Annotated in this window: 21 protein-coding genes and 1 pseudogene; 10 read left to right on the forward strand and 12 right to left on the reverse strand. The window is 71.6% G+C overall.

The genetic code is table 11. From position 1 onward, the window contains the following. Positions 1-123: 123 nt before the first annotated feature. The gene (locus BM536_RS40830) at positions 124-465 is read right to left on the reverse strand and encodes a hypothetical protein (protein WP_073496513.1); all 342 of its coding nucleotides are present in this window, start codon (positions 463-465) and stop codon (positions 124-126) included. A gap of 181 nt (positions 466-646) precedes the next feature. Here BM536_RS40830 and serB point away from each other — a divergent pair, with 181 nt between their 5' ends. Then, positions 647-1,873: a phosphoserine phosphatase SerB gene (gene serB / locus BM536_RS21205; RefSeq protein WP_073496515.1), complete on the forward strand. Its 1,227-nt coding sequence runs from the start codon at positions 647-649 to the stop codon at positions 1,871-1,873. A gap of 58 nt (positions 1,874-1,931) precedes the next feature. Here serB and BM536_RS21210 read toward each other — a convergent pair whose 3' ends face one another. The 4 genes from BM536_RS21210 to BM536_RS21225 all read right to left on the reverse strand — a co-directional run bounded on the left by BM536_RS21210 (position 1,932) and on the right by BM536_RS21225 (position 4,434). Continuing rightward, positions 1,932-2,450 (reverse strand): SixA phosphatase family protein, encoded by a 519-nt coding sequence (locus tag BM536_RS21210; protein WP_073496517.1) that lies wholly within the window; start codon positions 2,448-2,450, stop codon positions 1,932-1,934. Positions 2,451-2,555: 105 nt separating this feature from the next. Then, positions 2,556-2,762, reverse strand: coding sequence for a hypothetical protein (locus BM536_RS21215; RefSeq protein WP_073496519.1), 207 nt, complete (start codon positions 2,760-2,762; stop codon positions 2,556-2,558). 172 nt (positions 2,763-2,934) lie between these two features. After that, a complete protein-coding gene (locus tag BM536_RS44010) occupies positions 2,935-3,051 on the reverse strand; it encodes an SGM_5486 family transporter-associated protein (protein ID WP_094103334.1) in 117 nt (38 codons plus the stop codon). Between the two features lie 69 nt (positions 3,052-3,120). Further along, positions 3,121-4,434, reverse strand: a complete 1,314-nt coding sequence (locus tag BM536_RS21225) for a CynX/NimT family MFS transporter (protein ID WP_425444657.1) — start codon at positions 4,432-4,434, stop codon at positions 3,121-3,123. 82 nt (positions 4,435-4,516) lie between these two features. Between BM536_RS21225 and BM536_RS21230 the strand changes: the two genes are divergently transcribed. Further along, positions 4,517-5,206, forward strand: coding sequence for a FadR/GntR family transcriptional regulator (locus BM536_RS21230; RefSeq protein ID WP_073496521.1), 690 nt, complete (start codon positions 4,517-4,519; stop codon positions 5,204-5,206). On the opposite strand, the gene BM536_RS21235 is transcribed toward BM536_RS21230, so the two are convergent. The 3 genes from BM536_RS21235 to fabG all read right to left on the reverse strand — a co-directional run bounded on the left by BM536_RS21235 (position 5,187) and on the right by fabG (position 7,176). Further along, a complete protein-coding gene (locus tag BM536_RS21235) occupies positions 5,187-5,537 on the reverse strand; it encodes a hypothetical protein (protein WP_073496523.1) in 351 nt (116 codons plus the stop codon). The two genes, BM536_RS21230 and BM536_RS21235, sit on opposite strands and share 20 nt — an antisense overlap. Positions 5,538-5,698: 161 nt before the next feature. Further along, complete coding sequence (gene fabI, locus BM536_RS21240; RefSeq protein WP_073496525.1) at positions 5,699-6,466, reverse strand: enoyl-ACP reductase FabI; 768 nt, start codon at positions 6,464-6,466, stop codon at positions 5,699-5,701. 5 nt (positions 6,467-6,471) lie between these two features. Beyond that, positions 6,472-7,176, reverse strand: a complete 705-nt coding sequence (gene fabG, locus BM536_RS21245) for a 3-oxoacyl-[acyl-carrier-protein] reductase (protein ID WP_073496527.1) — start codon at positions 7,174-7,176, stop codon at positions 6,472-6,474. Positions 7,177-7,420: 244 nt separating this feature from the next. Here fabG and BM536_RS21250 point away from each other — a divergent pair, with 244 nt between their 5' ends. From BM536_RS21250 to tyrS, 3 genes are read left to right on the forward strand one after another with little or no spacing between them, the layout of a single operon-like run. Next, positions 7,421-8,944: a TldD/PmbA family protein gene (locus BM536_RS21250; RefSeq protein WP_094103335.1), complete on the forward strand. Its 1,524-nt coding sequence runs from the start codon at positions 7,421-7,423 to the stop codon at positions 8,942-8,944. Further along, the gene (locus BM536_RS21255) at positions 8,941-10,335 is read left to right on the forward strand and encodes a metallopeptidase TldD-related protein (protein WP_094103336.1); all 1,395 of its coding nucleotides are present in this window, start codon (positions 8,941-8,943) and stop codon (positions 10,333-10,335) included. Before BM536_RS21250 ends, BM536_RS21255 begins: the two co-directional genes overlap by 4 nt. A gap of 56 nt (positions 10,336-10,391) precedes the next feature. Next, positions 10,392-11,660, forward strand: coding sequence for a tyrosine--tRNA ligase (tyrS, locus tag BM536_RS21260; RefSeq protein ID WP_073496529.1), 1,269 nt, complete (start codon positions 10,392-10,394; stop codon positions 11,658-11,660). A gap of 86 nt (positions 11,661-11,746) precedes the next feature. Here tyrS and BM536_RS21265 read toward each other — a convergent pair whose 3' ends face one another. Then, entirely contained in the window at positions 11,747-12,025 is a 279-nt protein-coding gene (locus BM536_RS21265; RefSeq protein ID WP_073496532.1) for a GlsB/YeaQ/YmgE family stress response membrane protein, read from the reverse strand. Between the two features lie 200 nt (positions 12,026-12,225). Between BM536_RS21265 and BM536_RS21270 the strand changes: the two genes are divergently transcribed. Next, positions 12,226-12,672, forward strand: a complete 447-nt coding sequence (locus BM536_RS21270; RefSeq protein WP_073496534.1) for a DUF3099 domain-containing protein — start codon at positions 12,226-12,228, stop codon at positions 12,670-12,672. Positions 12,673-12,847: 175 nt separating this feature from the next. After that, positions 12,848-13,129, forward strand: coding sequence for a hypothetical protein (locus BM536_RS21275; RefSeq protein ID WP_073496536.1), 282 nt, complete (start codon positions 12,848-12,850; stop codon positions 13,127-13,129). Here the strand turns inward: BM536_RS21275 and moaA are convergent. The 3 genes from moaA to BM536_RS21290 form a co-directional block, all read right to left on the reverse strand. Continuing rightward, positions 13,126-14,115: a GTP 3',8-cyclase MoaA gene (gene moaA, locus BM536_RS21280; RefSeq protein ID WP_213084256.1), complete on the reverse strand. Its 990-nt coding sequence runs from the start codon at positions 14,113-14,115 to the stop codon at positions 13,126-13,128. The two genes, BM536_RS21275 and moaA, sit on opposite strands and share 4 nt — an antisense overlap. A 160-nt stretch (positions 14,116-14,275) precedes the next feature. Beyond that, a complete protein-coding gene (locus BM536_RS21285; RefSeq protein WP_073496540.1) occupies positions 14,276-15,913 on the reverse strand; it encodes a solute symporter family protein in 1,638 nt (545 codons plus the stop codon). Further along, entirely contained in the window at positions 15,910-16,266 is a 357-nt protein-coding gene (locus BM536_RS21290) for a DUF485 domain-containing protein (protein WP_073496542.1), read from the reverse strand. The genes BM536_RS21285 and BM536_RS21290 overlap by 4 nt, the downstream gene beginning before the upstream one ends. A gap of 308 nt (positions 16,267-16,574) precedes the next feature. Here BM536_RS21290 and BM536_RS21295 point away from each other — a divergent pair, with 308 nt between their 5' ends. The 3 genes and pseudogenes from BM536_RS21295 (at position 16,575) to BM536_RS21305 (ending at position 20,837) form a co-directional block, all read left to right on the forward strand. Further along, positions 16,575-18,104 carry a S8 family peptidase gene (locus BM536_RS21295; RefSeq protein WP_094103339.1) on the forward strand — a complete coding sequence of 510 codons (1,530 nt, stop codon included), beginning with the start codon at positions 16,575-16,577 and terminating at the stop codon, positions 18,102-18,104. A 184-nt stretch (positions 18,105-18,288) separates the two neighbouring features. Next, a pseudogene (locus BM536_RS21300) lies at positions 18,289-19,649 on the forward strand (CoA transferase). A 195-nt stretch (positions 19,650-19,844) separates the two neighbouring features. After that, complete coding sequence (locus tag BM536_RS21305; protein ID WP_094103340.1) at positions 19,845-20,837, forward strand: DEDDh family exonuclease; 993 nt, start codon at positions 19,845-19,847, stop codon at positions 20,835-20,837. Positions 20,838-20,873: the final 36 nt, after the last annotated feature.

Consider the following 20,873-nt stretch of genomic DNA (forward strand, 5'->3'; position numbering starts at 1 on the left):
GTCCGGGACCTCCGCGGTCCGGCCCTCCACGGTCTCGGAGGCGGTCACCGGACGACGGGCCCATGCCGCCGCCCCCGCCTCCTCCGCCGCCACCGCCGGACGGGCCGGGCGGGGGCCGGTGAGTCACGGAAGTGTGTGGTGGAGGCAGACGAGCACGGCCAGTGCGACGGCCGCGGCCGGCAACCCCAGCAACGCGAACCGGGCGGCTCGGGCGAGACGGCGGATGCCGGGGGCGAAGTACAGGGGTGTCAGCACGGCCGCGACGCCGCCGACCTGGAACAGGGTGACTCGCGCCCACGCTGACCATTCCCTCATCGGCTGGGCCCAGGCGGCGGAGAGAAGGGTCAGGAGAAGGAGGGGGCCGAACGCGATCAGTGCCGCCCAGCTCCAGAACAACACGGCGAGGGGGAGACACGCGGGCCAGTCGCCGAGGTCGCGGGGCTTGACGTTCCGTCGTACGTTCACGGATCCAGCCTGCGGTCGGCGCCCGGACGGCGGCATGAGTGCGCCTACTCATCCAGGCCGCGCCCGCTACCTACCGCCGCTCCTCGTCGGGCCCGCCTCACGCGAGACACCCTCCGTTCCGTGTCCGCCAGGCGGACCTCGGCGGCGGGAGGCACTGGGTGCCGGATACGGTGGGTACACCATGAGCGCTTCGCAGACCTCGCCGACCTCGCCCTCCGATGTCCCGACTCTCCTTGTCAAGATCTTCGGCAAGGACAGGCCGGGTATCACGGCGGGCCTCTTCGACACCCTCGCCGCCTACTCCGTCGACGTGGTCGACATCGAGCAGGTCGTCACCCGTGGCCGCATGGTGCTGTGCGCGCTCGTGACCGAGCCGCCGCGCGGGCTGGAGGGGGACCTGCGGTCGACCGTCCACAGCTGGGCGGAGTCGATGAAGATGCAGGCCGAGATCATCTCCGGCCTCGGCGACAACCGGCCGCGCGGTCTCGGGCGGTCCCTGGTCACCGTGCTCGGGCATCCGCTCACCGCGGAGGCCACGGCGTCCGTCGCCGCCACGATCACCAAGGTCGGCGGCAACATCGACCGCATCTTCCGGCTCGCGAAGTACCCGGTCACCGCCGTCGAGTTCGCGGTCTCCGGGGTGGAGACCGCGCCACTGCGCACCGCGCTGGTCACCGACGCGGCGGCACTCGGTGTCGACGTCGCCGTGGTGGCCGCGGGTCTGCACCGGCGTGCCCAGCGGCTCGTCGTCATGGACGTCGACTCCACGCTCATCCAGGACGAGGTGATCGAACTCTTCGCGGCGCACGTCGGCTGCGAGAACGAGGTCGCCGAGGTGACCGCCGCGGCGATGCGCGGCGAGCTGGACTTCGAGCAGTCGCTGCACGCGCGGGTGGCGCTGTTGGGGGGACTGGACGCCTCGGTCGTGGACAAGGTGCGCGCCGAGGTGCGGCTGACGCCGGGCGCCCGCACCCTGATCCGTACGCTGAAGCGGCTGGGCTACCAGGTGGGCGTCGTCTCCGGCGGCTTCACCCAGGTCACCGACGACCTCAAGGAACGGCTGGGCCTGGACTTCGCGCAGGCCAACACCCTGGAGATCGTCGACGGGAAGCTGACCGGCCGGGTCACCGGGGAGATCGTGGACCGCGCGGGCAAGGCGCGGCTGCTGCGCAGGTTCGCCGCGGAGGCGGGCGTACCGCTGTCGCAGACGGTGGCGATCGGTGACGGCGCCAATGATCTGGACATGCTGAACGCGGCCGGACTCGGGGTCGCCTTCAACGCCAAGCCGGTGGTGCGCGAGGCCGCGCACACCGCGGTGAACGTGCCGTTCCTGGACACCGTCCTGTATCTGCTGGGCGTCACCCGGGAAGAGGTCGAGGCGGCGGACACGCACGACGACCAGGAGTGACCGAGGACGACCGCGGGGCCCGGCGTGATGCCGGGCCCTCACGCATGCCGTGCCGGTGTCACTCGGACGGCGCCCAGTAGTCGACCAGCGTGGCCGCGCCCGGCTCCAGGGACTTCCAGGAGCCGTCGAAGGCCAGGACGGCGAAGGCGGCGGCGGGGAAGCCGCGGCGGGTCATCCGCTCGCGGGCGTCGTCCTCGGCGGCGCCGGAGAGGATCTCGGCGAGGCCCTCGATGCCCGGGTTGTGGCCCACCAGGACGATGTTGCGCACGTCGTCCTGCATCTCGTTGAGCAGGGCGATCAGCTCGCCGGGAGAGGCCTCGTAGATCCGCTCCTCGTAGACCGTCTTCGGTCGGCGCGGGAACTCGTGGACGGCGAGTTTCCACGTCTCGCGGGTGCGGGTCGCGGTGGAACACAGGGCCAGCTCGACGGGGATGCCGGTGTCGGTCAGCTTGCGTCCGGCGACGGCTGCGTCCTGGCGGCCCCGGTCAGCGAGCGGTCGCTCGTGGTCGGTCACCTGTGGCCAGTCGGCTTTCGCATGCCGGAAGAGGACGATCCTGCGGGATTCTGCGACGCTCATGGCTCCCAGCTTCGCATGAAACAGGCCATGCGGCGCAGGGAGTTGACATGCGCCTTCACCTGAGGTCAGGGCGTGAAGCGTGCAGCCGGGGCGTGATCGACAGCGCTAGCGCGCGACGAGCTGCCGTACGCGGTCGACGAGGTCCGTGATCGCCGGGTCCCCGGAGGCCGCCTGGGCGTCGGACGGGTTCAGTATCAGCGCGAGGAGGGCCACGAAGGCCAGGATCGGCAGGGCCAGCGCCCACCAGGGCAGCCGGACACCGACGCCGCCCGGGGCGGCCGGGAGGGGCCGGGTGTGCGTTGGGGCCGACATGATCGCCTCCGCTGGTCTTCGAGGGGTCCGGGCCGCGTCACGCGGCCACATCTCGAAGGTACGGACCCGGCGGCCCCCGTCCCATCCGGCGATCCACCCACTTGACCCTGACCCTCACCCCCTAGGGGACAGGGGGGTTAACCCCACCGTCCCCACCCGGGGCCGGGCCGCGTCAGGGGGAGGCGATGGTGGCGATGATCCCGATGATCACAAAAATGAGGAGGAACGAGCCGAAGACGAGCAGCATCTTCTTCTGGCCGTCCTTGGGATGCGGGTCGAGCACTGGCATGCGCCCAGTCTCGCACCCGGCGCACGATGCGCTTCCCGCGGGGTCGGCGGGCGAGGAGAGGGCGCACCCTCAGCGGGCGGCCTCGTCCTCCACCGTGCGGTCGCGGCCGGCGAGGACACCCACGGCCATCTGCGGGATCATCAGCGCCGCCATCAGCGCGAGAGGCAGGCCCCAGCCGCCGCTGTGCTGGTAGAGCACGCCCACCAGGAGCGGGCCCGGGATCGACAGCAGGTAGCCGGCGCTCTGCGCGAAGGCCGACAGCTGGGCCACTCCCCCGCCGGTCCTGGCGCGCATCCCGACCAGGGTGAGGGCGAGCGGGAAGGCGCAGTTGGAGACGCCGAGCAGCAGGGCCCAGGCCCAGGCTCCGGCGACGGGCGCGAGGTACAGACCGGCGTACCCGACGAGACCGCACAGGCCGAGGGCTACGACGATGGGGCCCTGGTGCGGCAGCCGGGTCGCCACGCGCGGGATGACGAAGGCCAGCGGCACCCCCATCACCATGGTGACGGCCAGGAGCAGTCCCGCCGTGCTCGCGGGCACGCCCGCGTCGCGGAAGATCTGCGGCATCCAGCCCATGGTGATGTAGGCGGCGGTGGCCTGGAGCCCGAAGAAGACGGCGAGCGCCCAGGCGGTACGGCTGCGGGTGATGCGCAGGACGGCCGGTGCCTCCCCGCGCGCGGAGGCCTGCCCGGCGGGCGTCGTCCCCCGCTCCCGGGCCGCCAGCGGCAGCCACGGCAGTACGGCCGCTGCCGCCAGGCCCGCCCAGACCGCCAGCCCGGTCCGCCAGTCGCCGCCCAGCGCGTCGGTCATGGGCACGGTGACCGCGGCGGCGGCCGAGGTACCGAGGGCGAGGGCCATCGAGTACAGGCCGGTCATGGAACCGACGCGGTCGGGGAACCAGCGTTTGACGATGACCGGCATCAGCACGTTGCTGACGGCGATGCCCATGAGGGCCAGGGCGCTGGCGGCGAGGAAGCCTGCCGTACCGCCCGCGTACGGCCGTACGAGCAGGCCCGCGGTGATGGCGGCCATGCCCGCGCAGACCACCGCGCCGGCGCCGAAACGGCGGGCGAGGCGGGGCGCCATGACGCCGAAGACGGCGAAGCAGAGCGGGGGCACGGAGGTGAGGAGGCCGGCCACGCTGCCGCTCATGCCGAGGCCGTCGCGGACCTCTTCGAGGAGGGCACCGAGGCTGGTGATGGCGGGGCGCAGGTTGAGGGCGGCGAGCACGATGCCGACGACCACCAGGCGGGTCGCCCACGCGCGCGGGACGGGCGGCCGGGGCACCGGGCGTCCCCGGAGGGCCGGGCCCTCGCCGGCCGGCGGGGGTCCCTCGGTCGCGGGGGCCGTGTCGCGCGTGCTCGTGGTGTCCTTGCTCGCCATGCCGCCCATCATAGAATCATGGGATGATTGGTTGTCCATCCCCGGGTGCCCGCTGCCGGTCCGGCCCGTGCGAAGGTGTGCCATGCCCCTGAGCCATCCCCGTCGCTCGGCGCTGTCCGAGCAGGTCATCGCCGCGCTACGCACCCAGATCACCTCGGGCGAGTGGCCGGTGGGCTCGCGCATCCCGACGGAGCCGGAGCTGGTCGGGCAGCTGGGCGTCGCGCGCAACACCGTCCGCGAGGCCGTCCGCGCGCTCGCGCACAACGGCCTGCTGGACATCCGCCAGGGCTCGGGCACCTACGTGGTGGCGACCAGCGAGCTGGCGGGCGTGATGCACCGCCGTTTCGCGGACGCCGACCCGCGGCACATCGCGGAACTGCGCGCCACCCTGGAGTCGGGCGCGGCACGCCTGGCCGCCGAGCGGCGTACGGAGAAGGACCTCAGGCAGCTGGACACGCTGCTGCTGCGTCGCGAGGAGGCGTGGAGGTCGGGGGACGCCGAGGCCTTCGTGACGGCGGACGCGACCTTCCATCTGGCGGTGGTGGCCGCCTCCCACAACGACGCGATGACCGCCATGTACGCCGATCTCGGCGAGGTCCTGCGGGACTGGCTGCGCGCGGACGTCGGCGAGGAGCTGACGCCGGAGACGCACATGGACCACACACGGCTCGTCGACGCGATCCGCGCGGGGGACGCGGAGACGGCGGCCGTGGAGGCGGCGAGCTATCCCTTCCTGTGCCGGCCCGGACGGTTCACACCCGCTGGTGGCTGACCCAGGCCGTGCCGACCTCCTTCCAGCAGCGCCCGGTCAGCAGTACGGTCACGGCGGGTCCCACGTCGGCGGGGGCGCTGTCGGTGTCGAGGTCCCACCAGCGCGCGCACTCGATGTGCAGGCGCACCCGGTCGGTGGCGGCGTGGGGGTTGTGGCAGTAGGCGGTCACCCGGGACCCCACGACGCTGGTCCGGCACTCCGCGGCAGACGGTTCCTCGGGTACGGCGGCGGACCCTGCCGCCGCGCGCGCGTGGGGCAGCGCGTCGTACGGCAGGGACAGGACGAGGCAGACGGCGACGGTCACTGGGGCCACGCTGCGGAACAGGCGCACAAAGGGACCTCCTCGGCCGGGCTGGGGAGGGAAGCGCCTGACGACGCTCACTTCAGAGTGCGGTGCGCGGCTGCTCCGCCGCCCGGCCGGGTACGCCGAACGGGTGACGCCCCGCTCCCCGCGCGAGGCGGGCGGCGGGGCGTCGACGAGCGGGCGGAGGATCAGGCGCCGATGGCGTGCAGTCCGCCGTCCACATGGATGATCTCGCCGGTGGTCTTCGGGAACCAGTCGCTCAGCAGGGCGACGATGCCGCGGCCGGCCGGATCGGGGTCCTTGAGGTCCCACTCGAGCGGGGAGCGGGTGTCCCACACGGCGGCCAGGTCGCCGAAGCCCGGGATGGACTTCGCGGCCATCGAGCCGAGGGGGCCCGCCGAGATGAGGTTGCAGCGGATGTTCTGCTTGCCCAGGTCGCGCGCCATGTAGCGGCTGGTGGCCTCCAGGGCGGCCTTCGCCGGGCCCATCCAGTCGTACTGCGGCCAGGCGTACTGCGCGTCGAAGGTGAGGCCGACGACGGAGCCGCCGTTCTGCATCAGCGGCAGGCAGGCCATGGTGAGCGACTTCAGGGAGAACGCCGAGACGTGCATGGCCGTGGCGACCGACTCGAACGGCGTGTTGAGGAAGTTGCCGCCGAGGGCGTCCTGCGGGGCGAAGCCGATGGAGTGCACGACGCCGTCGAGGCCGCCCAGCTCCTCGCCGACGACGTCGGCCAGCCGGCCCAGGTGCTCGTCGTTGGTCACGTCCAGCTCGATGACCTTGGTGGGCTTGGGCAGCTTCCGGGCGATGCGCTCGGTCAGCGTGGGCCGCGGGAACGCGGTCAGGATGATCTCGGCGCCCTGCTCCTGCGCCAGCTTTGCGGCGTGGAAGGCGATGGAGGACTCCATCAGCACACCGGAGATCAGGACGCGCTTGCCCTCGAGAATTCCGCTCATGGTGATCAGTGACCCATTCCCAGTCCGCCGTCTACGGGGATGACGGCTCCAGTGATGTACGAGGCGTCGTCCGAGGCGAGGAACCGCACCGTCGCGGCGATCTCGTCGGGCTGCGCGTACCGGCCGAGCGGCACCTGCGAGACGATGTTCGCGCGCTGCTCGTCGGTGAGCGCCTGCGTCATGTCGGTGTCGACGAAGCCCGGCGCGACGACGTTGAAGGTGATGTTGCGCGACCCCAGCTCACGGGCGAGGGAACGCGCGAAGCCCACCAGGCCGGCCTTGGAGGCGGCGTAGTTCGCCTGCCCCGCGGAGCCGAGCAGTCCGACCACCGAGGAGATGAGCACGACACGGCCCTTGCGGGCGCGCAGCATGCCGCGGTTGGCGCGCTTGACCACGCGGAAGGTGCCGGTGAGGTTGGTGTCGAGGACCGAGGTGAAGTCCTCCTCGGACATGCGCATCAGGAGCTGGTCCCTGGTGACGCCGGCGTTGGCGATCAGGACCTCGACCGGGCCGTGCTCGGCCTCGATCTCCTTGTAGGCCTGCTCCACCTGCTCGGAGTCGGTGATGTCGCACTTGACGGCCAAGAAGCCGGCCGGCGGCTCCCCCGACCGGTATGTGATCGCGACCTTGTCGCCGGCGTCGGCGAACGCGCGGGCGATGGCGAGGCCGATGCCTCGGTTGCCTCCGGTGACGAGAACCGAGCGGCTCAACGGATCACCCTTTCCGTAGGGGTCTTGACACACCGCCCGAGACCTGACAGGCAAGGCGGCTTCCCTCGAAACCTATCGGTACGCCGACGCCCTCGGACATCAGGGCACCGACAGCGCGTCACGGGACTGGCTGTGGGGTTTCTACAGAAAGTTGCCGGAGCGGGCCGGAAAGCTGTGGTCCGGGGGTCCGCTCGCGCGACATGATCGGAGCCATCACAGGCGACGACCACAGGGAGATACCCAGGTGCCTCACAGCATCGACGAAAGTTTCACGGCGCTGCCGTTGCGGGCCCTCGCCGACGCCGCCCTGGCACGCGCGCGTGCGCTCGGCGCGGACCATGCCGACTTCCGGTTCGAGCGGGTGCGCAGCGCGTCCTGGCGGCTGCGGGACGCCCGGCCCTCCGGGTCGTCGGACACCACCGACCTCGGGTACGCGGTGCGGGTGGTGCACGGCGGGACGTGGGGCTTCGCGTCCGGTGTGGATCTGACGATGGACGCCGCGGCCAAGGTCGCCTCGCAGGCGGTGGCGATGGCGAAGCTGTCCGCGCAGGTGATCAGGGCGGCCGGTTCCGACGAGCGGGTGGAGCTGGCCGACGAACCGGTGCACGCCGACCGCACCTGGATCTCGTCGTACGAGATCGACCCGTTCACGGTGCCCGACGAGGAGAAGGCGGCCCTGCTCGCCGACTGGAGCGCGCGGCTGCTTGCGGCCGACGGGATCAACCATGTCGACGCCTCGCTGCTCACCGTCCACGAGAACAAGTTCTATGCCGACACCGCGGGCACGGTGACCACCCAGCAGCGGGTACGGCTGCACCCGGCGCTGACGGCGGTGGCGGTGGACGAGTCCAGCGGTGAGTTCGACTCGATGCGGACGATCGCGCCGCCGGCCGGGCGCGGCTGGGAGTACCTCACCGGCACCGGCTGGGACTGGGACGAGGAGCTGGAGCGGATCCCGGAGCTGCTCGCCGAGAAGATGCGGGCGCCGAGCGTCGAGCCGGGTCTGTACGACCTGGTGGTCGACCCGTCCAACCTGTGGCTGACCATCCACGAGTCGATCGGGCACGCGACCGAGCTGGACCGGGCCCTCGGCTACGAGGCGGCCTACGCCGGTACCTCCTTCGCCACCTTCGACCAGATCGGCAAGCTGCGGTACGGCTCGGACCTGATGAACGTGACCGGTGACCGCACCGCCGAGCACGGTCTGGCGACCGTCGGCTTCGACGACGAGGGCGTCGAGGCGCAGTCCTGGGACCTGGTCAAGGACGGCACGCTCGTCGGCTACCAGCTGGACCGGCGGATCGCGAAGCTGACCGGGTTCGAGCGCTCCAACGGGTGCGCGTTCGCCGACTCCCCCGGACACGTTCCGGTGCAGCGCATGGCCAACGTGTCCTTGCGGCCGGACCCGGCGGGGATGTCCACCGAGGGCCTGATCGGCAGCGTGGACCGCGGCATCTACGTCGTCGGGGACCGGTCCTGGTCGATCGACATGCAGCGCTACAACTTCCAGTTCACCGGGCAGCGGTTCTTCCGGATCGAGAACGGGCGGATCACCGGGCAGGTCCGGGACGTGGCCTACCAGGCGACGACCACCGACTTCTGGGGCTCCATGGCCGCGGTGGGCGGTCCGCAGACGTACGTCCTGGGCGGCGCCTTCAACTGCGGCAAGGCCCAGCCGGGCCAGGTCGCGGCCGTGTCGCACGGCTGCCCGTCCGCCCTGTTCAAGGGCGTCAACATTTTGAACACCACGCAGGAGGCCGGCCGATGAGCGCCCGTACCGACAAGCCGCACGAGGTCGTGGAGCGCGCGCTGGAGCTGTCGCGGGCCGACGGCTGTGTCGTGATCGCCGACGAGGAGTCCACCGCCAACCTGCGCTGGGCGGGCAACGCGCTGACCACCAACGGCGTCACGCGCGGGCGCACGCTCACCGTGATCGCGACCGTCGACGGCAAGGAGGGCACCGCCTCCGGGGTCGTGTCGCGGTCCGCGGTGACCGCGGACGAGCTGGAGCCGCTGGTGCGGGCCGCCGAGGCCGCCGCGCGCGGTGCCGCGCCCGCCGAGGACGCACAGCCGTTGGTGACGGGCGTGACGCAGTCCCCCGCCTTCACCGAGGCGCCCGTCGAAACCTCCTCCGCGGTCTTCGCCGACTTCGCGCCGGCGCTGGGCGAGGCGTTCGCCCGCGCGCGGGCGGGCGGCCGGGAGTTGTACGGCTTCGCCAATCACGAGCTGGTGTCGACCTACCTGGGGACGTCGACGGGGCTGCGGCTGCGGCACGACCAGCCCACGGGGACGCTGGAGCTGAACGCCAAGTCGCCGGACCGTACGCGTTCGGCGTGGGCGGGCCGCTCGACGCGGGACTTCAAGGACGTCGACCCGGCGGCGCTCGACGCCGAGCTGGCCGTACGGCTGGGCTGGGCGGAGCGGCGGATCGAGCTGCCCGCGGGGCGGTACGAGACGCTGCTGCCGCCGACCGCGGTCGCGGACCTGATGATCTACCAGCTGTGGTCGGCGTCGGGCCGGGACGCGGCCGAGGGGCGGACGGTGTTCTCCACGCCGGGCGGCGGCACGCGTCTCGGCGAGAGGCTGACGGAGCTGCCGCTGACGCTGCGCAGCGACCCGAACGAGCCGGGCCTGGAGTCGGCGCCGTTCGTCGTGGCGCACTCCTCGGGCGGTGACCGGTCGGTGTTCGACAACGGGCTGCCGATCCCGGCCACCGAGTGGATCCGCGGCGGCGAGCTGAGGCAGCTCACCACGAGTCGGCACAGCGCGGCCCTGACCGGTCTGCCGGTGGCTCCCGGTGCCGACAACCTCATCCTGGACGGCGGTTCCGACCGGTCGCTGGACGACATGGTCGCGAGCACCACGCGCGGGCTGCTGCTGACCTGCCTGTGGTACATCCGCGAGGTGGACCCGGCGACGCTGCTGCTGACCGGGCTGACCCGGGACGGCGTCTACCTCGTCGAGGACGGCGAGGTCGTGGGCGAGGTGACCAACTTCCGGTTCAACGAGTCCCCGGTCGACCTGCTGGGCCGGGCCACGGAGGCCGGGCGCACGGAGAAGACGCTGCCGAGGGAGTGGAGCGACTGGTTCACCAGGTCCGCGATGCCCGCGCTCAGGGTGCCGGATTTCAATATGAGCTCTGTCAGTCAGGGCGTATAACCTCGTAGCCGGTGGTCGCTCGACCGCCCGAAGATCTTCAAGGAGATACGAGAACAGTGACGGACATCGTCGACGAGCTGAAGTGGCGGGGGCTGTTCTCCCTGTCCACTGACGAGGACGCATTGCGCAAGGCGCTCGCGGACGGTCCCGTCACGTTCTATTGCGGCTTCGACCCGACCGCGCCGTCCCTGCACGTCGGGCACCTGGTGCAGGTGCTCACCGTGCGCCGGCTCCAGCAGGCCGGGCACCGGCCGCTGGCGCTGGTCGGCGGCGCCACGGGTCTGATCGGCGACCCGCGTCCGACGGCGGAGCGCACGCTGAACGACCCGGAGACGGTCGCCGGCTGGGTCGGCAAGCTGCGTTCCCAGATCGAGCCGTTCCTCTCCTTCGAGGGGGAGAACGCGGCCGTGATGGTCAACAACCTCGACTGGACGGCCGGTCTGTCCGCGATCGAGTTCCTGCGGGACATCGGCAAGCACTTCCGCGTCAACAAGATGCTGACGAAGGACTCCGTGGCCCGCCGCCTGGAGTCCGACCAGGGCATCAGCTACACCGAGTTCAGCTACCAGATCCTCCAGGGCATGGACTTTCTCCAGCTCTACCGGCGCTACGGCTGCACGCTCCAGCAGGGTGGCAGCGACCAGTGGGGCAACCTCACGGCCGGCCTGGACCTGATCCACAGGCTGGAGCCGTCCGCCTCCGTGCACGCGCTGGCGACTCCGCTGATGACGAAGGCGGACGGCACCAAGTTCGGCAAGACCGAGGGCGGCGCCGTCTGGCTCGACCCGGAGATGACGACGCCGTACGCGTTCTACCAGTTCTGGCTGAACGTGGACGACCGGGACATCTCGACGTACCTGCGCATCCTGTCCTTCCGTTCGCGTGAGGAGCTGGGGGAGCTGGAGCGGCAGACCGAGGAGCGCCCGCAGGCGCGTGCAGCGCAGCGCGCGCTGGCCGAGGAGCTGACGACGCTGGTGCACGGCGCCGACCAGACGGCCGCCGTGACCGCCGCGTCCAAGGCCCTCTTCGGGCAGGGGGAGCTGGCGGAACTCGACGAGAGGACGCTGGCCGCGTCCCTGTCCGAGGTGCCACACATCCAGGTCGCCGAGCCGGGCCTCGTGGTCGACCTTTTCGCCGAGGTCGGCCTGGTGGCCAGCAAGTCCGCGGCCCGGCGGACGGTGAAGGAGGGCGGGGCCTACGTGAACAACGTGAAGGTCACCGCCGAGGACGCCGTCCCGGCTGCGGAGGACCTGTTGCACGGGCGCTGGCTGGTGCTGCGGCGGGGCAAGAAGAACCTGGCCGCCGTCGAGGTGACCGGGTCGTAGGCATCCGAAGGGGCGCGTCCGCCGCGCGGGCCGCGGGTTCGGCGGCCGGTCGCGCGTCGGCCCGCGTCCCTTGCGGATTCGGATGCTCAGGTGCGGTGCTTGCGCTTGCCCAGCGTCGCCATGTACAGCATGTCGCCGAAGGCCACGATGACGATCGCGGCGATCAGCTGGAAGATGTGACGACTCCAGTCGATGCCGTTGGTCTCGTCGACTCCGAAGCCCCGGGCGACGGCATTGCCGACGATCGCGCCCAGGATGCCGAAGATGGTGGTCAGCCACAGTGGGCTGTGCTGCTTGCCCGGGATGATCGCCTTCGCGATCAGGCCCAGCACGAATCCCACGATGATCGCCCACAACCAGCCCATGGCTGCCTCCTCGTACGGCTCTACGCCAGCATTGATCTCAGTGTCGGTCCGGCCTCCGTACGCCGCATGTCGGGTGACGCCGTACGCGGTACGGCGGACCTCGTTCGCCCGGACCGGCGGCGACCCGGTTTCGGGGGCGGCCCGGCAGCGGCGTACCGTGGTGGACGGGGCGAGTTCGAGCGGGCGGATGGTGGATTGTGATGCGGAAGCAACACGGCGGCGGCGACGTCCAGGTGTTCCGGATCACCGGGGCACGTCAGGGGCTCCAGGACGATGTGCGGGGCCGGCAGCGGCGGTACGTCATCTCGATGTCGGTGCGTACCGTCGCGGTGATCCTGGCGGCGACGCTGTGGAACGTGGAACGGCATGTTGCGGTGGTGGCGCTGGTCCTGGGCGTGGTCCTGCCGTACGTCGCGGTGGTGATCGCCAATGCCGGGCGGGAGAACGCGCCGGGGCTCCCGTCGACGTTCGTGACCGCTCCCCTGCCGCCGATGATCACTTCCCCGCGCGCGGACGAAGCGGAGGAGCGGGCGGCGCCGGATGAGCCCCTCGCGAAATCCACGCCGGAGGAACCGGCGTCCGCGCGAGAGGAGACCGAGCCCCTTCCGAAGGACACGGAGGCCGGTCCGGCCGAGCGGCGGCCGTGAGCCGGCCGGGCGCCGGGCCCAATAAAAGCTGTAGTTCCAGTGCCGTGGCCCCGGGTCGCCGTGACATACTTCGTACGCGCTCCGCATCCCCCGTCGGAGCGACGGACCGACGCCGGGCAGCTCCCCCCGTGGCTGCTCGGCGTCGCCTTTTTCAGCGCACCTGTGAGACGAACCTGTGAGTGACGAGACCCCGGTCTGCTCCGCGAAGGGCTGCCGCACCGACGCCCTGTGGGTGCTGGCGTGGAACAACCCCAAGATCCACACGCCGGAGCGCCGCAAGACGTGGCTGGCGTGCGAGGAGCATCGGGAGCATCTGTCACAGTTCCTCGGGGTGCGCGGCTTCCTCAAGGACGTGGTCCTGCTGACGGAGTGGGACTCCCCCGAGAGGGCCACCGGCGGAGCCGCCGGTGAGTCCACCGGGCGCTCCGCGCGGGACGGTCAGGGCGGTTCTTCCTAGCCGCCGATCGCCGACATCGGCCGGTCCGGCTGGACGAACGTCGGGTCGTCCAGGCCCGCGCCCGCCTTCTTGCCCCACATCGCCAGGCGCCAGATGCGCGCGATCTCCTCGTCGGGGGCGTCGGAGCGCAGGGCCGCGCGCAGGTCGGTCTCCTCGCGGGCGAAGAGGCAGGTGCGGACCTGTCCGTCGGCCGTGAGGCGGGTGCGGTCGCAGGCCGAGCAGAACGGGCGGGTGACGGAGGCGATGACTCCGACGCGGTGCGGGCCGCCGTCGACGATCCAGCGTTCGGCCGGGGCCGAGCCGCGCTCCCCCGAGCCCTCCTCGGTGAGGTCGAAGCGGGTGCGCAGGGCGGCGAGGATGTCGCCTGCCGTGACCATGCCGTCGCGCTTCCAGCCGTGCTGGGCGTCCAGGGGCATCTGCTCGATGAACCGCAGTTCGTAGTCGTGCTCGACGGCCCAGGCGAGGAGGTCGGGGGCCTCGTCGGCGTTCAGCCCTGGCATCAGGACCGCGTTGACCTTGACCGGGGTCAGGCCCGCGTCCCGGGCGGCCTGGAGGCCTTCGAGGACGTCCTTGTGGCGGTCGCGCCGGGTCAGGGTCTTGAAGACGTCCGGGCGGAGCGTGTCGAGGGAGACATTGACCCGGTCCAGGCCCGCCGCCTTGAGGGCCGACGCCGTGCGCCGGAGGCCGATGCCGTTGGTGGTCAGGGACATCTGGGGGCGCGGGCTCAGGGCCGCGACGCGCTCGACGATGCCGACCAGGCCGGGGCGGAGCAGGGGCTCGCCGCCGGTGAAGCGGACCTCCTCGATGCCGAGGGAGGTGACGGCTATGTCGATCAGGCGGACGATCTCGTCGTCCGTGAGCAGGTCGGGCTTGGCCAGCCACTGCAGGCCCTCTTCGGGCATGCAGTAGGTGCAGCGCAGATTGCACCGGTCGGTGAGTGAGACGCGCAGGTCGGTGGCGACCCGGCCGTAGGTGTCGATGAGCACGTGGGCCCCCTCCCGCGTAGCGGATCGCAAGTCTTCCGTCACCTGTGAGCCTACGTGACCGCACCGACAACCAGGGGGCCCGGTTTCCACGAGGCACGAAGGGGCCGCGTCGTAGGGATCTACGGATCGCCTGCGACGCGGCCCCTTTCGACGGTGTGCGTCAGTGTGCGCCGGTGCCGGTCAGGGACCGGACCTCCAGCTCCGCGTACTTGCCGGTGTCGGCCTTCTCCTTGGTGAGGACGGTGCCGAGGAAGCCCATCAGGAAGCCGAAGGGGATGGAGATGATGCCGGGGTTCTTCAGCGGGAACCAGGCGAAGTCGACGTCGGGGAACATCGCCTTGGGGTCGCCGGAGACCACGGGCGAGAACAGCACCAGGCCGACCGCCACGATCAGGCCGCCGTAGATGGACCACAGGGCGCCCTGGGTGGTGAACCGCTTCCAGAACAGGCTGTAGAGGATGGTCGGCAGGTTGGCGGAGGCGGCGACCGCGAAGGCCAGCGCGACCAGGCCGGCCACGTTGAGGTCGCGTGCGAGGGCGCCCAGGCCGATGGAGACGATGCCGATGAAGACGGTCGCCCAGCGGGCCGCGCGGACCTCCTCCGCGCCGGTCGCCTCTCCCTTGCGGATGACGTTGGCGTAGATGTCGTGCGCGAAGGACGACGAGGACGCGAGGGTGAGGCCGGCGACCACGGCGAGGATCGTCGCGAAGGCCACCGCCGAGATCGTGGCGAGCAGGATGGCGCCCCAGGCCGAGTCGACGCCGCCCAGGTGCAGGGCGAGCAGGGGTGCCGCCGTGTTGCCGGACGGGTTGGACGCGATGATCTCTTCCTGCGAGATCAGGGCGGCGGCGCCGAAGCCGAGCGCGATGGTCATCAGGTAGAAGCTGCCGATGATGCCGATCGCCCAGTTCACGGACTTCCGGGCGGCCTTGGCGTTGGGCACCGTGTAGAAGCGGATCAGGATGTGCGGCAGGCCGGCGGTGCCCAGGACCAGGGCGACGCCCAGGGAGATGAAGTCCAGCTTGGAGGTGCCGGTGGCGCCGTACTGGAGGCCCGGTTCCAGGAAGGCCGTGCCCTTGCCGCTGTTCTCGGCGGCGCTGCCGAGCAGGTCGGAGATGTTGAAGTCGAACTTCAGCAGCACCAGGAAGGTGATCAGGAGGGTGCCGGTGATGAGCAGCACCGCCTTGACCATCTGTACCCAGGTGGTTCCCTTCATGCCGCCGATGGAGACGTACACGACCATCAGGAGGCCGACCAGGGCGACGATGGCGATCTTGCCCGCGTCGGAGGTGATGCCGAGCAGCAGGGAGACGAGGACGCCCGCGCCCGCCATCTGGGCCAGCAGGTAGAAGATCGAGACGACGATCGTGGAGGTGCCGGCGGCCGTACGGACCGGGCGCTGGCGCATCCGGTAGGCGAGGACGTCGCCCATCGTGTAGCGGCCGGAGTTGCGCAGCGGCTCGGCCACCAGCAGGAGGGCCACCAGCCAGGCGACCAGGAAGCCGATGGAGTACAGGAAGCCGTCGTAGCCGAAGAGGGCGATGGCGCCGGCGATGCCGAGGAACGAGGCGGCCGACATGTAGTCGCCGGAGACGGCGAGGCCGTTCTGGAAGGCGCTGAACTGGCGTCCGCCCGCGTAGAAGTCGGCCGCGTCCTTGGTCTGGCGGCCCGCCCAGACGGTGATGATGAGCGTCGCCACGACGAACAGGCCGAACAGCGTGATGATGAGCGGCCGGTGCTCGCTGGCCTCGTTGGCCGCGAGGTCGGCGGCGAGAAGAGTCTGCTGTGCGGTCATCATGCGTGGCCCTCCATCCGGGACTTGATCGCCTCGGCCTTGGGGTCGAGCTTCGCGGCGGCGTGCCGCGAGTACCACCAGGCGATGAGGAACGTGGTGAGGAACTGGGCGAGCCCGAACGCCATGGCGACGTTGATGTTGCCGAAGAGCTTGGTGCCCATGAAGTCGCCCGCGTAGTTGGACAGCAGGACGTACAGCAGGTACCAGGCGATGAAGGCGACGGTCAGCGGGAAGGCGAAGCCGCGGTAGGAACGGCGCAGTTCACCGAACTCCGCGCTCTCCTGCACCGCGACGAACTCCTGGGTGGAGGGGAGTTGGGCTGGGGATTTCGAGGGGGGCGGTGTCTCGGTGGCCACGGAGTCTCCTCGCGTTGCGGATGTGGTGGTCAAAGGGGACGGCGGGTGTCCTCGCCGTCCCTGCCCAAGGTCACGGCGGCGCACGACGACGGGTTCAACACCTCGCACGGGTTTCCGAAGCGACCTCGGCAGCTCATGGCCAACGAGCGGCGCCCGCCGTAGGTCATGGCCGGTGAACTCACCTGCCGAAGGTCATTGCTGGGCGACGAGTCGGGGAGATAGTTTCGGGCGAGCACCACCCGTCATGTACCTGTCCAGGCACAACCCGTGTCCGGGCAGGTCTCGCTTCCGGATGATGTGGAGACCCCATGGCTCATCTGCCTTCCAGACGCCGCCTCGCCCTCGCGGTGCCCGTCGTGCTGTCGCTGACCGCCTCCCTCGGCTTCCTGCCGACGGCGGCCTCGGCGGCTCCGGTCACGGCTCCGGCCACCCAGACGGCAACCGCCGGAACGCTGGCGTACGTCGTCAACACCAAGGTGGACCACCGCACGATCGAGTCGGTGAAGAAGGCGATCGCCGCGGCCGACGGCACTGTCGTCGCGACCTACGCGAAGATCGGCGTCATCGTCGTGCACTCGGCGAACCCCGACTTCGGCGCCCAGATACGCGCGGTGCGCGGGGTGCAGTCGGCGGGTGCGACCCGCACCGCGCCGCTGAGTCTCGCGGGAACGACCGACGAGGGCGCCGCGAAGCTGATATCCGCGGCCGAGGCCGCGAAGACGGCGAGCGCGTCCGCCGCGGCGGGCGCGAGCGAGCCCCTCGAGGCCGACCAGTGGGACCTGCGCGCGATCGGCGCCGACAAGGCCGCCGAGATCAACCCGGGCAGCAAGAAGGTGACCGTCGCCGTCATCGACACCGGCGTCGACGACACCCACCCCGATCTCGCCCCGAACTTCTCCGCCGCCCAGTCGGCCAACTGCGTGGGTGGCGTGGCGGACACCGCCGAGGGGGCCTGGCGCCCGTACACCGCGGACGACTACCACGGCACGCACGTGGCCGGTGAGATCGCGGCGGCCCGCAACGGCATCGGCGTGGCCGGTGTGGCGCCCGGCGTGAAGGTGTCCAGCATCAAGGTGAGCGACCCCAAGGACGGTCTCTTCTACCCGGAGAACGTCGTCTGCGCCTTCGTGTTCGCCGCCGACCACGGTGTCGAGATCACGAACAACAGCTACTACGTGGACCCGTGGCTGTACAACTGCATGGACGACCCCGACCAGAAGGCCATCGTCGACGCGGTCAACCGGGCGCAGCTGTACGCCCAGAAGAAGGGCACGCTCAACGTCGCCTCGGCGGGCAACTCCAATCACGACCTGGACTCCGACGCGATCGTCGACTCCTCCAGCCCCGACGACTCCACTCCGGTGACGCGGACGATCGACCCGCACGAGTGCTTCGACGTGCCGACCCAGCTGCCGGGGGTCGTCACGGTGAGCGCGACGGGCGTCAAGGGCACCAAGTCGTACTACTCCACGTACGGTCTGGGCGCGGTCGACGTGGCGGCGCCGGGCGGCGACCGGTACCAGATCCCGGAGACCCCGTCGGCCAACGGCCGCATCCTGTCGACGATGCCGAACAACGCGTACGGCTTCCTCCAGGGCACCTCGATGGCCTCCCCGCACGTGGCCGGGGTGGCCGCGCTGCTGAAGTCGACCCACCCGTGGGCCTCTCCGGCGACGCTCCAGGCGCTGCTCAAGGCGCAGGCCGACAACCCGGGCTGCCCGGCCGAGCCGTACGACGGCAACGGTGACGGTGTGGTGGACGCGACCTGCGAGGGCGGCAAGCGCGTCAACGGCTTCTTCGGCTTCGGCGTGGTGAACGCGCTGCGTGCGGTGAAGTAGCCGGGATGTCCGTGCGTGCGGTGAAATAGCCAGGGTGTCCGTGCGTGCGGTGAAATAGCCGGGACGTCCGTGAAGGCCGGGCGGAGTGATCCGCCCGGCCTTTCGGCGTCTTCGATCGATGTGTGCGGCGAGCACGTCGGATCCGCCGCATGGATTGATTCCATCAATGACGCATAGTGCGGTCATGACCGACATCGAGTTCGCCTGGTCCGCGCTGGGCGGCGATCCCGCCCTCCTGGCGCGCGTGTCGACCGTCGTACGGCGGGGCACGCTCCCGGCCCGGCTTCCGGTACGGGAGCTGGCGCGGGCCTCGGTCGGGGCGTGCACGCTGGCCGCGGCCGAGCTGGGGGCAAGGCGGGCCGGGCTCGCCGAGGTGCCGCGGGTGCGTCTGGACGACGGGGCGGTGGCCACCGCGTTCACCAGTGAGCGGCATCTGCTGGTCGACGGGCGGGCGCCGGTCACGTTCGCGCCGCTGTCACGGTTCTGGCGGACCACCGACGGCTGGGTGCGCGCGCACGCCAACTATCCGCACCACCGCGAACGTCTCCTGCGGGCGCTGGACCTCCCCGACGACCCGGCCGCCGTCGGGGCGGCCCTGGCCGAGCGGTCCGCCCTGGAGGTGGAGGAGACGGTGTACGCCGCCGGAGGCCTGGCCGTCGCGGCGCGTACGCCCGCCGAGTGGGCCGCGCACGAGCAGGCGGCGGCGCTCGCCCGGCGGCCCCTCGTCGAGACCGAGCGCCTCGACAGCGCACGCGCGCGCGTGCTCCCGCCGCTCACCGGCAGTCCCCTGCTGCCCGCCGCCGGGCTGCGCGTCCTGGACCTGACCCGGGTGATCGCGGGCCCGGTCGCCACCCGCACCCTCGCCCTGCTGGGCGCGGACGTGCTCCGCCTCGACGCCCCCCGACTGCCCGAACTGCCCGACCAGCACGCCGACACCGGCTTCGGGAAGCGGTCGGCGACGCTGGACCTCGCCGCCGGCCGACGGACCTTCGAGGAGCTGCTGGCCGCGGCGGACGTCGTCGTCACGGGGTACCGGCCGGGCGCCCTCGACCGGTTCGGGCTGTCGGCCGGGGAGCTGACCGAGCGTCGGCCGGGGCTGGTGGTGGCGCAGTTGTCGGCGTGGGGCGCGTACGGGCCGTGGGCCGGGCGGCGCGGGTTCGACAGCCTGGTGCAGGCCGCCACCGGCATCGCGGCGTCGAGGGCAGCCCGGGACACCCCGGCGTGCTGCCGGCCCAGGCCCTCGACCACGGCACCGGCTACCTGCTGGCGGCGGCCGTCCTGCGGGCCCTCACGGAGCAGTCGTCCGAGGGCTACGGCCGTGTCGTACGGCTGTCGTTGGCGCGGACGGCGGCCTGGCTGACGGACGGCATCGAGCCCGGTGCGGGAGGTAGCGGCGGCGGCCCGCCGCAGTCCTGGCTCGCCGAGACCGACAGCCCGATCGGACGGCTGCGGTACGCGCTGCCGCCGGTGTCCTTCGACGGCGGGCCCGGCGACTGGGCGCGACCGCCGGGTCGCTGGGGAGCGGACCCGGCGGGCTGGGCGTAGACGGGCGGCGCCGACGCGGACGGCATCGAGCCCGCGTGGCGGGCGTCGGCCCGCGCGAGCCGGTGCCGGTGCCGAACGCCCGTGCGCCCACCGCGTCTTCCGTCCGGCTTCGTCCCGCACGCGCGTGTGGTGCGTCCGGCGGTGGGGTGGGAGGCGTGCGTCCGCTGTCAGTGGTGGCCCGTATCCTCATTGACCATGCTCGAAGACCGTACGCCCACAGCGTTCTCCCCCACGGAGTGGCCGACCGCGTATCCCCGGCGATACGCGGTCGTTGACGTGGAGACCACCGGCCTGGCCCGCGACGACCGGATCATCTCCGCCGCCGTCTACCGGCTGGACGCGCGCGGTGAGGTCGAGGACCACTGGTACACGCTGGTGAACCCCGAGCGCGACCCGGGCCCGGTGTGGATCCACGGTCTGACGAGCGAGGCACTGGAGGGCGCGCCCCTCTTCCAGGACGTGGCGCAGGAGTTCGCGGACCGGCTCGACGGCCGGGTGCTGGTCGCGCACAACGCGGTGTTCGACTGGCAGATGATCGCCCGTGAGTACGCGCGCGCGAAGCGCGAGGCCCCGGTGCGGCAGCGGCTGTGCACCATCGCGCTCTCCAAGGAGCTGGCCCTGCCGCTGCCCAACCACAAGCTGGAGTCGCTGGCCGCCCACTTCGGTGTCGTCCAACGGCGGGCGCACCACGCGCTGGACGACGCGCGCGTGCTGGCGGAGGCGTTCCGGCCGAGCCTGCGGGCCGCGGCGGCGGGCGGCGTCCGGCTGCCGCTGCACGAGTGCCGGCCGCTGACGGAGTGGCAGGACCGGCCCGCGCCGCGGATCGGTCAGCAGGCGACCGGCCCCGGCGGCTACCGGCCCACGAGCTGGCGTCCGGCCCGCAAGCGGCCCGCGTGCCCCTACCCGAATCCCGGGCGGTACGAAGACGGCAAAAGCCTCAAACAGGGCATGCGGATCGCGTTCTCCGGGGACACGTCGATCGAGCGCGAGCTGCTGGAGGACCGCGCGACCGAGGCCGGACTGCACGTGGCCACGTCGATCTCCCGGCTGACCAGCCTGCTCGTCACCAACGACCCGGACTCGGGCACCTCCAAGGTGGTCAAGGCCCGCCAGTTCGGCACGCCGGTGGTGGACGAGGCGGCGTTCGGCCAGCTGCTGCGCGATGTCGAGCCGGCCGCGCGGCAGTGACCGTACGGACGGGTGATTGGCGGGCGACTCGCCCGG

The organism is Streptomyces phaeoluteigriseus (genome assembly GCF_001896135.2).
GTDB classification, from domain to species: domain Bacteria; phylum Actinomycetota; class Actinomycetes; order Streptomycetales; family Streptomycetaceae; genus Streptomyces; species Streptomyces phaeoluteigriseus.

Excerpts from the sequence above, each read along its gene's own strand:
- BM536_RS21270 (WP_073496534.1), top strand. The coding sequence starts at position 12,226 with ATGCGGAAGCAACACGGCGGCGGCGACGTCCAGGTGTTCCGGATCACC.
- serB (WP_073496515.1), top strand. The coding sequence starts at position 647 with ATGAGCGCTTCGCAGACCTCGCCGACCTCGCCCTCCGATGTCCCGACT.
- BM536_RS44010 (WP_094103334.1), bottom strand. The coding sequence starts at position 3,051 with ATGCCAGTGCTCGACCCGCATCCCAAGGACGGCCAGAAGAAGATGCTG.
- BM536_RS21230 (WP_073496521.1), top strand. The coding sequence starts at position 4,517 with ATGCCCCTGAGCCATCCCCGTCGCTCGGCGCTGTCCGAGCAGGTCATC.
- BM536_RS21215 (WP_073496519.1), bottom strand. The coding sequence starts at position 2,762 with ATGTCGGCCCCAACGCACACCCGGCCCCTCCCGGCCGCCCCGGGCGGC.
- BM536_RS21305 (WP_094103340.1), top strand. The coding sequence starts at position 19,845 with ATGCTCGAAGACCGTACGCCCACAGCGTTCTCCCCCACGGAGTGGCCG.
- BM536_RS21255 (WP_094103336.1), top strand. The coding sequence starts at position 8,941 with ATGAGCGCCCGTACCGACAAGCCGCACGAGGTCGTGGAGCGCGCGCTG.
- BM536_RS21285 (WP_073496540.1), bottom strand. The coding sequence starts at position 15,913 with ATGATGACCGCACAGCAGACTCTTCTCGCCGCCGACCTCGCGGCCAAC.
- BM536_RS21225 (WP_425444657.1), bottom strand. The coding sequence starts at position 4,434 with ATGGCGAGCAAGGACACCACGAGCACGCGCGACACGGCCCCCGCGACC.
- BM536_RS21295 (WP_094103339.1), top strand. The coding sequence starts at position 16,575 with ATGGCTCATCTGCCTTCCAGACGCCGCCTCGCCCTCGCGGTGCCCGTC.
- fabI (WP_073496525.1), bottom strand. The coding sequence starts at position 6,466 with ATGAGCGGAATTCTCGAGGGCAAGCGCGTCCTGATCTCCGGTGTGCTG.
- BM536_RS21265 (WP_073496532.1), bottom strand. The coding sequence starts at position 12,025 with ATGGGCTGGTTGTGGGCGATCATCGTGGGATTCGTGCTGGGCCTGATC.
- BM536_RS21210 (WP_073496517.1), bottom strand. The coding sequence starts at position 2,450 with ATGAGCGTCGCAGAATCCCGCAGGATCGTCCTCTTCCGGCATGCGAAA.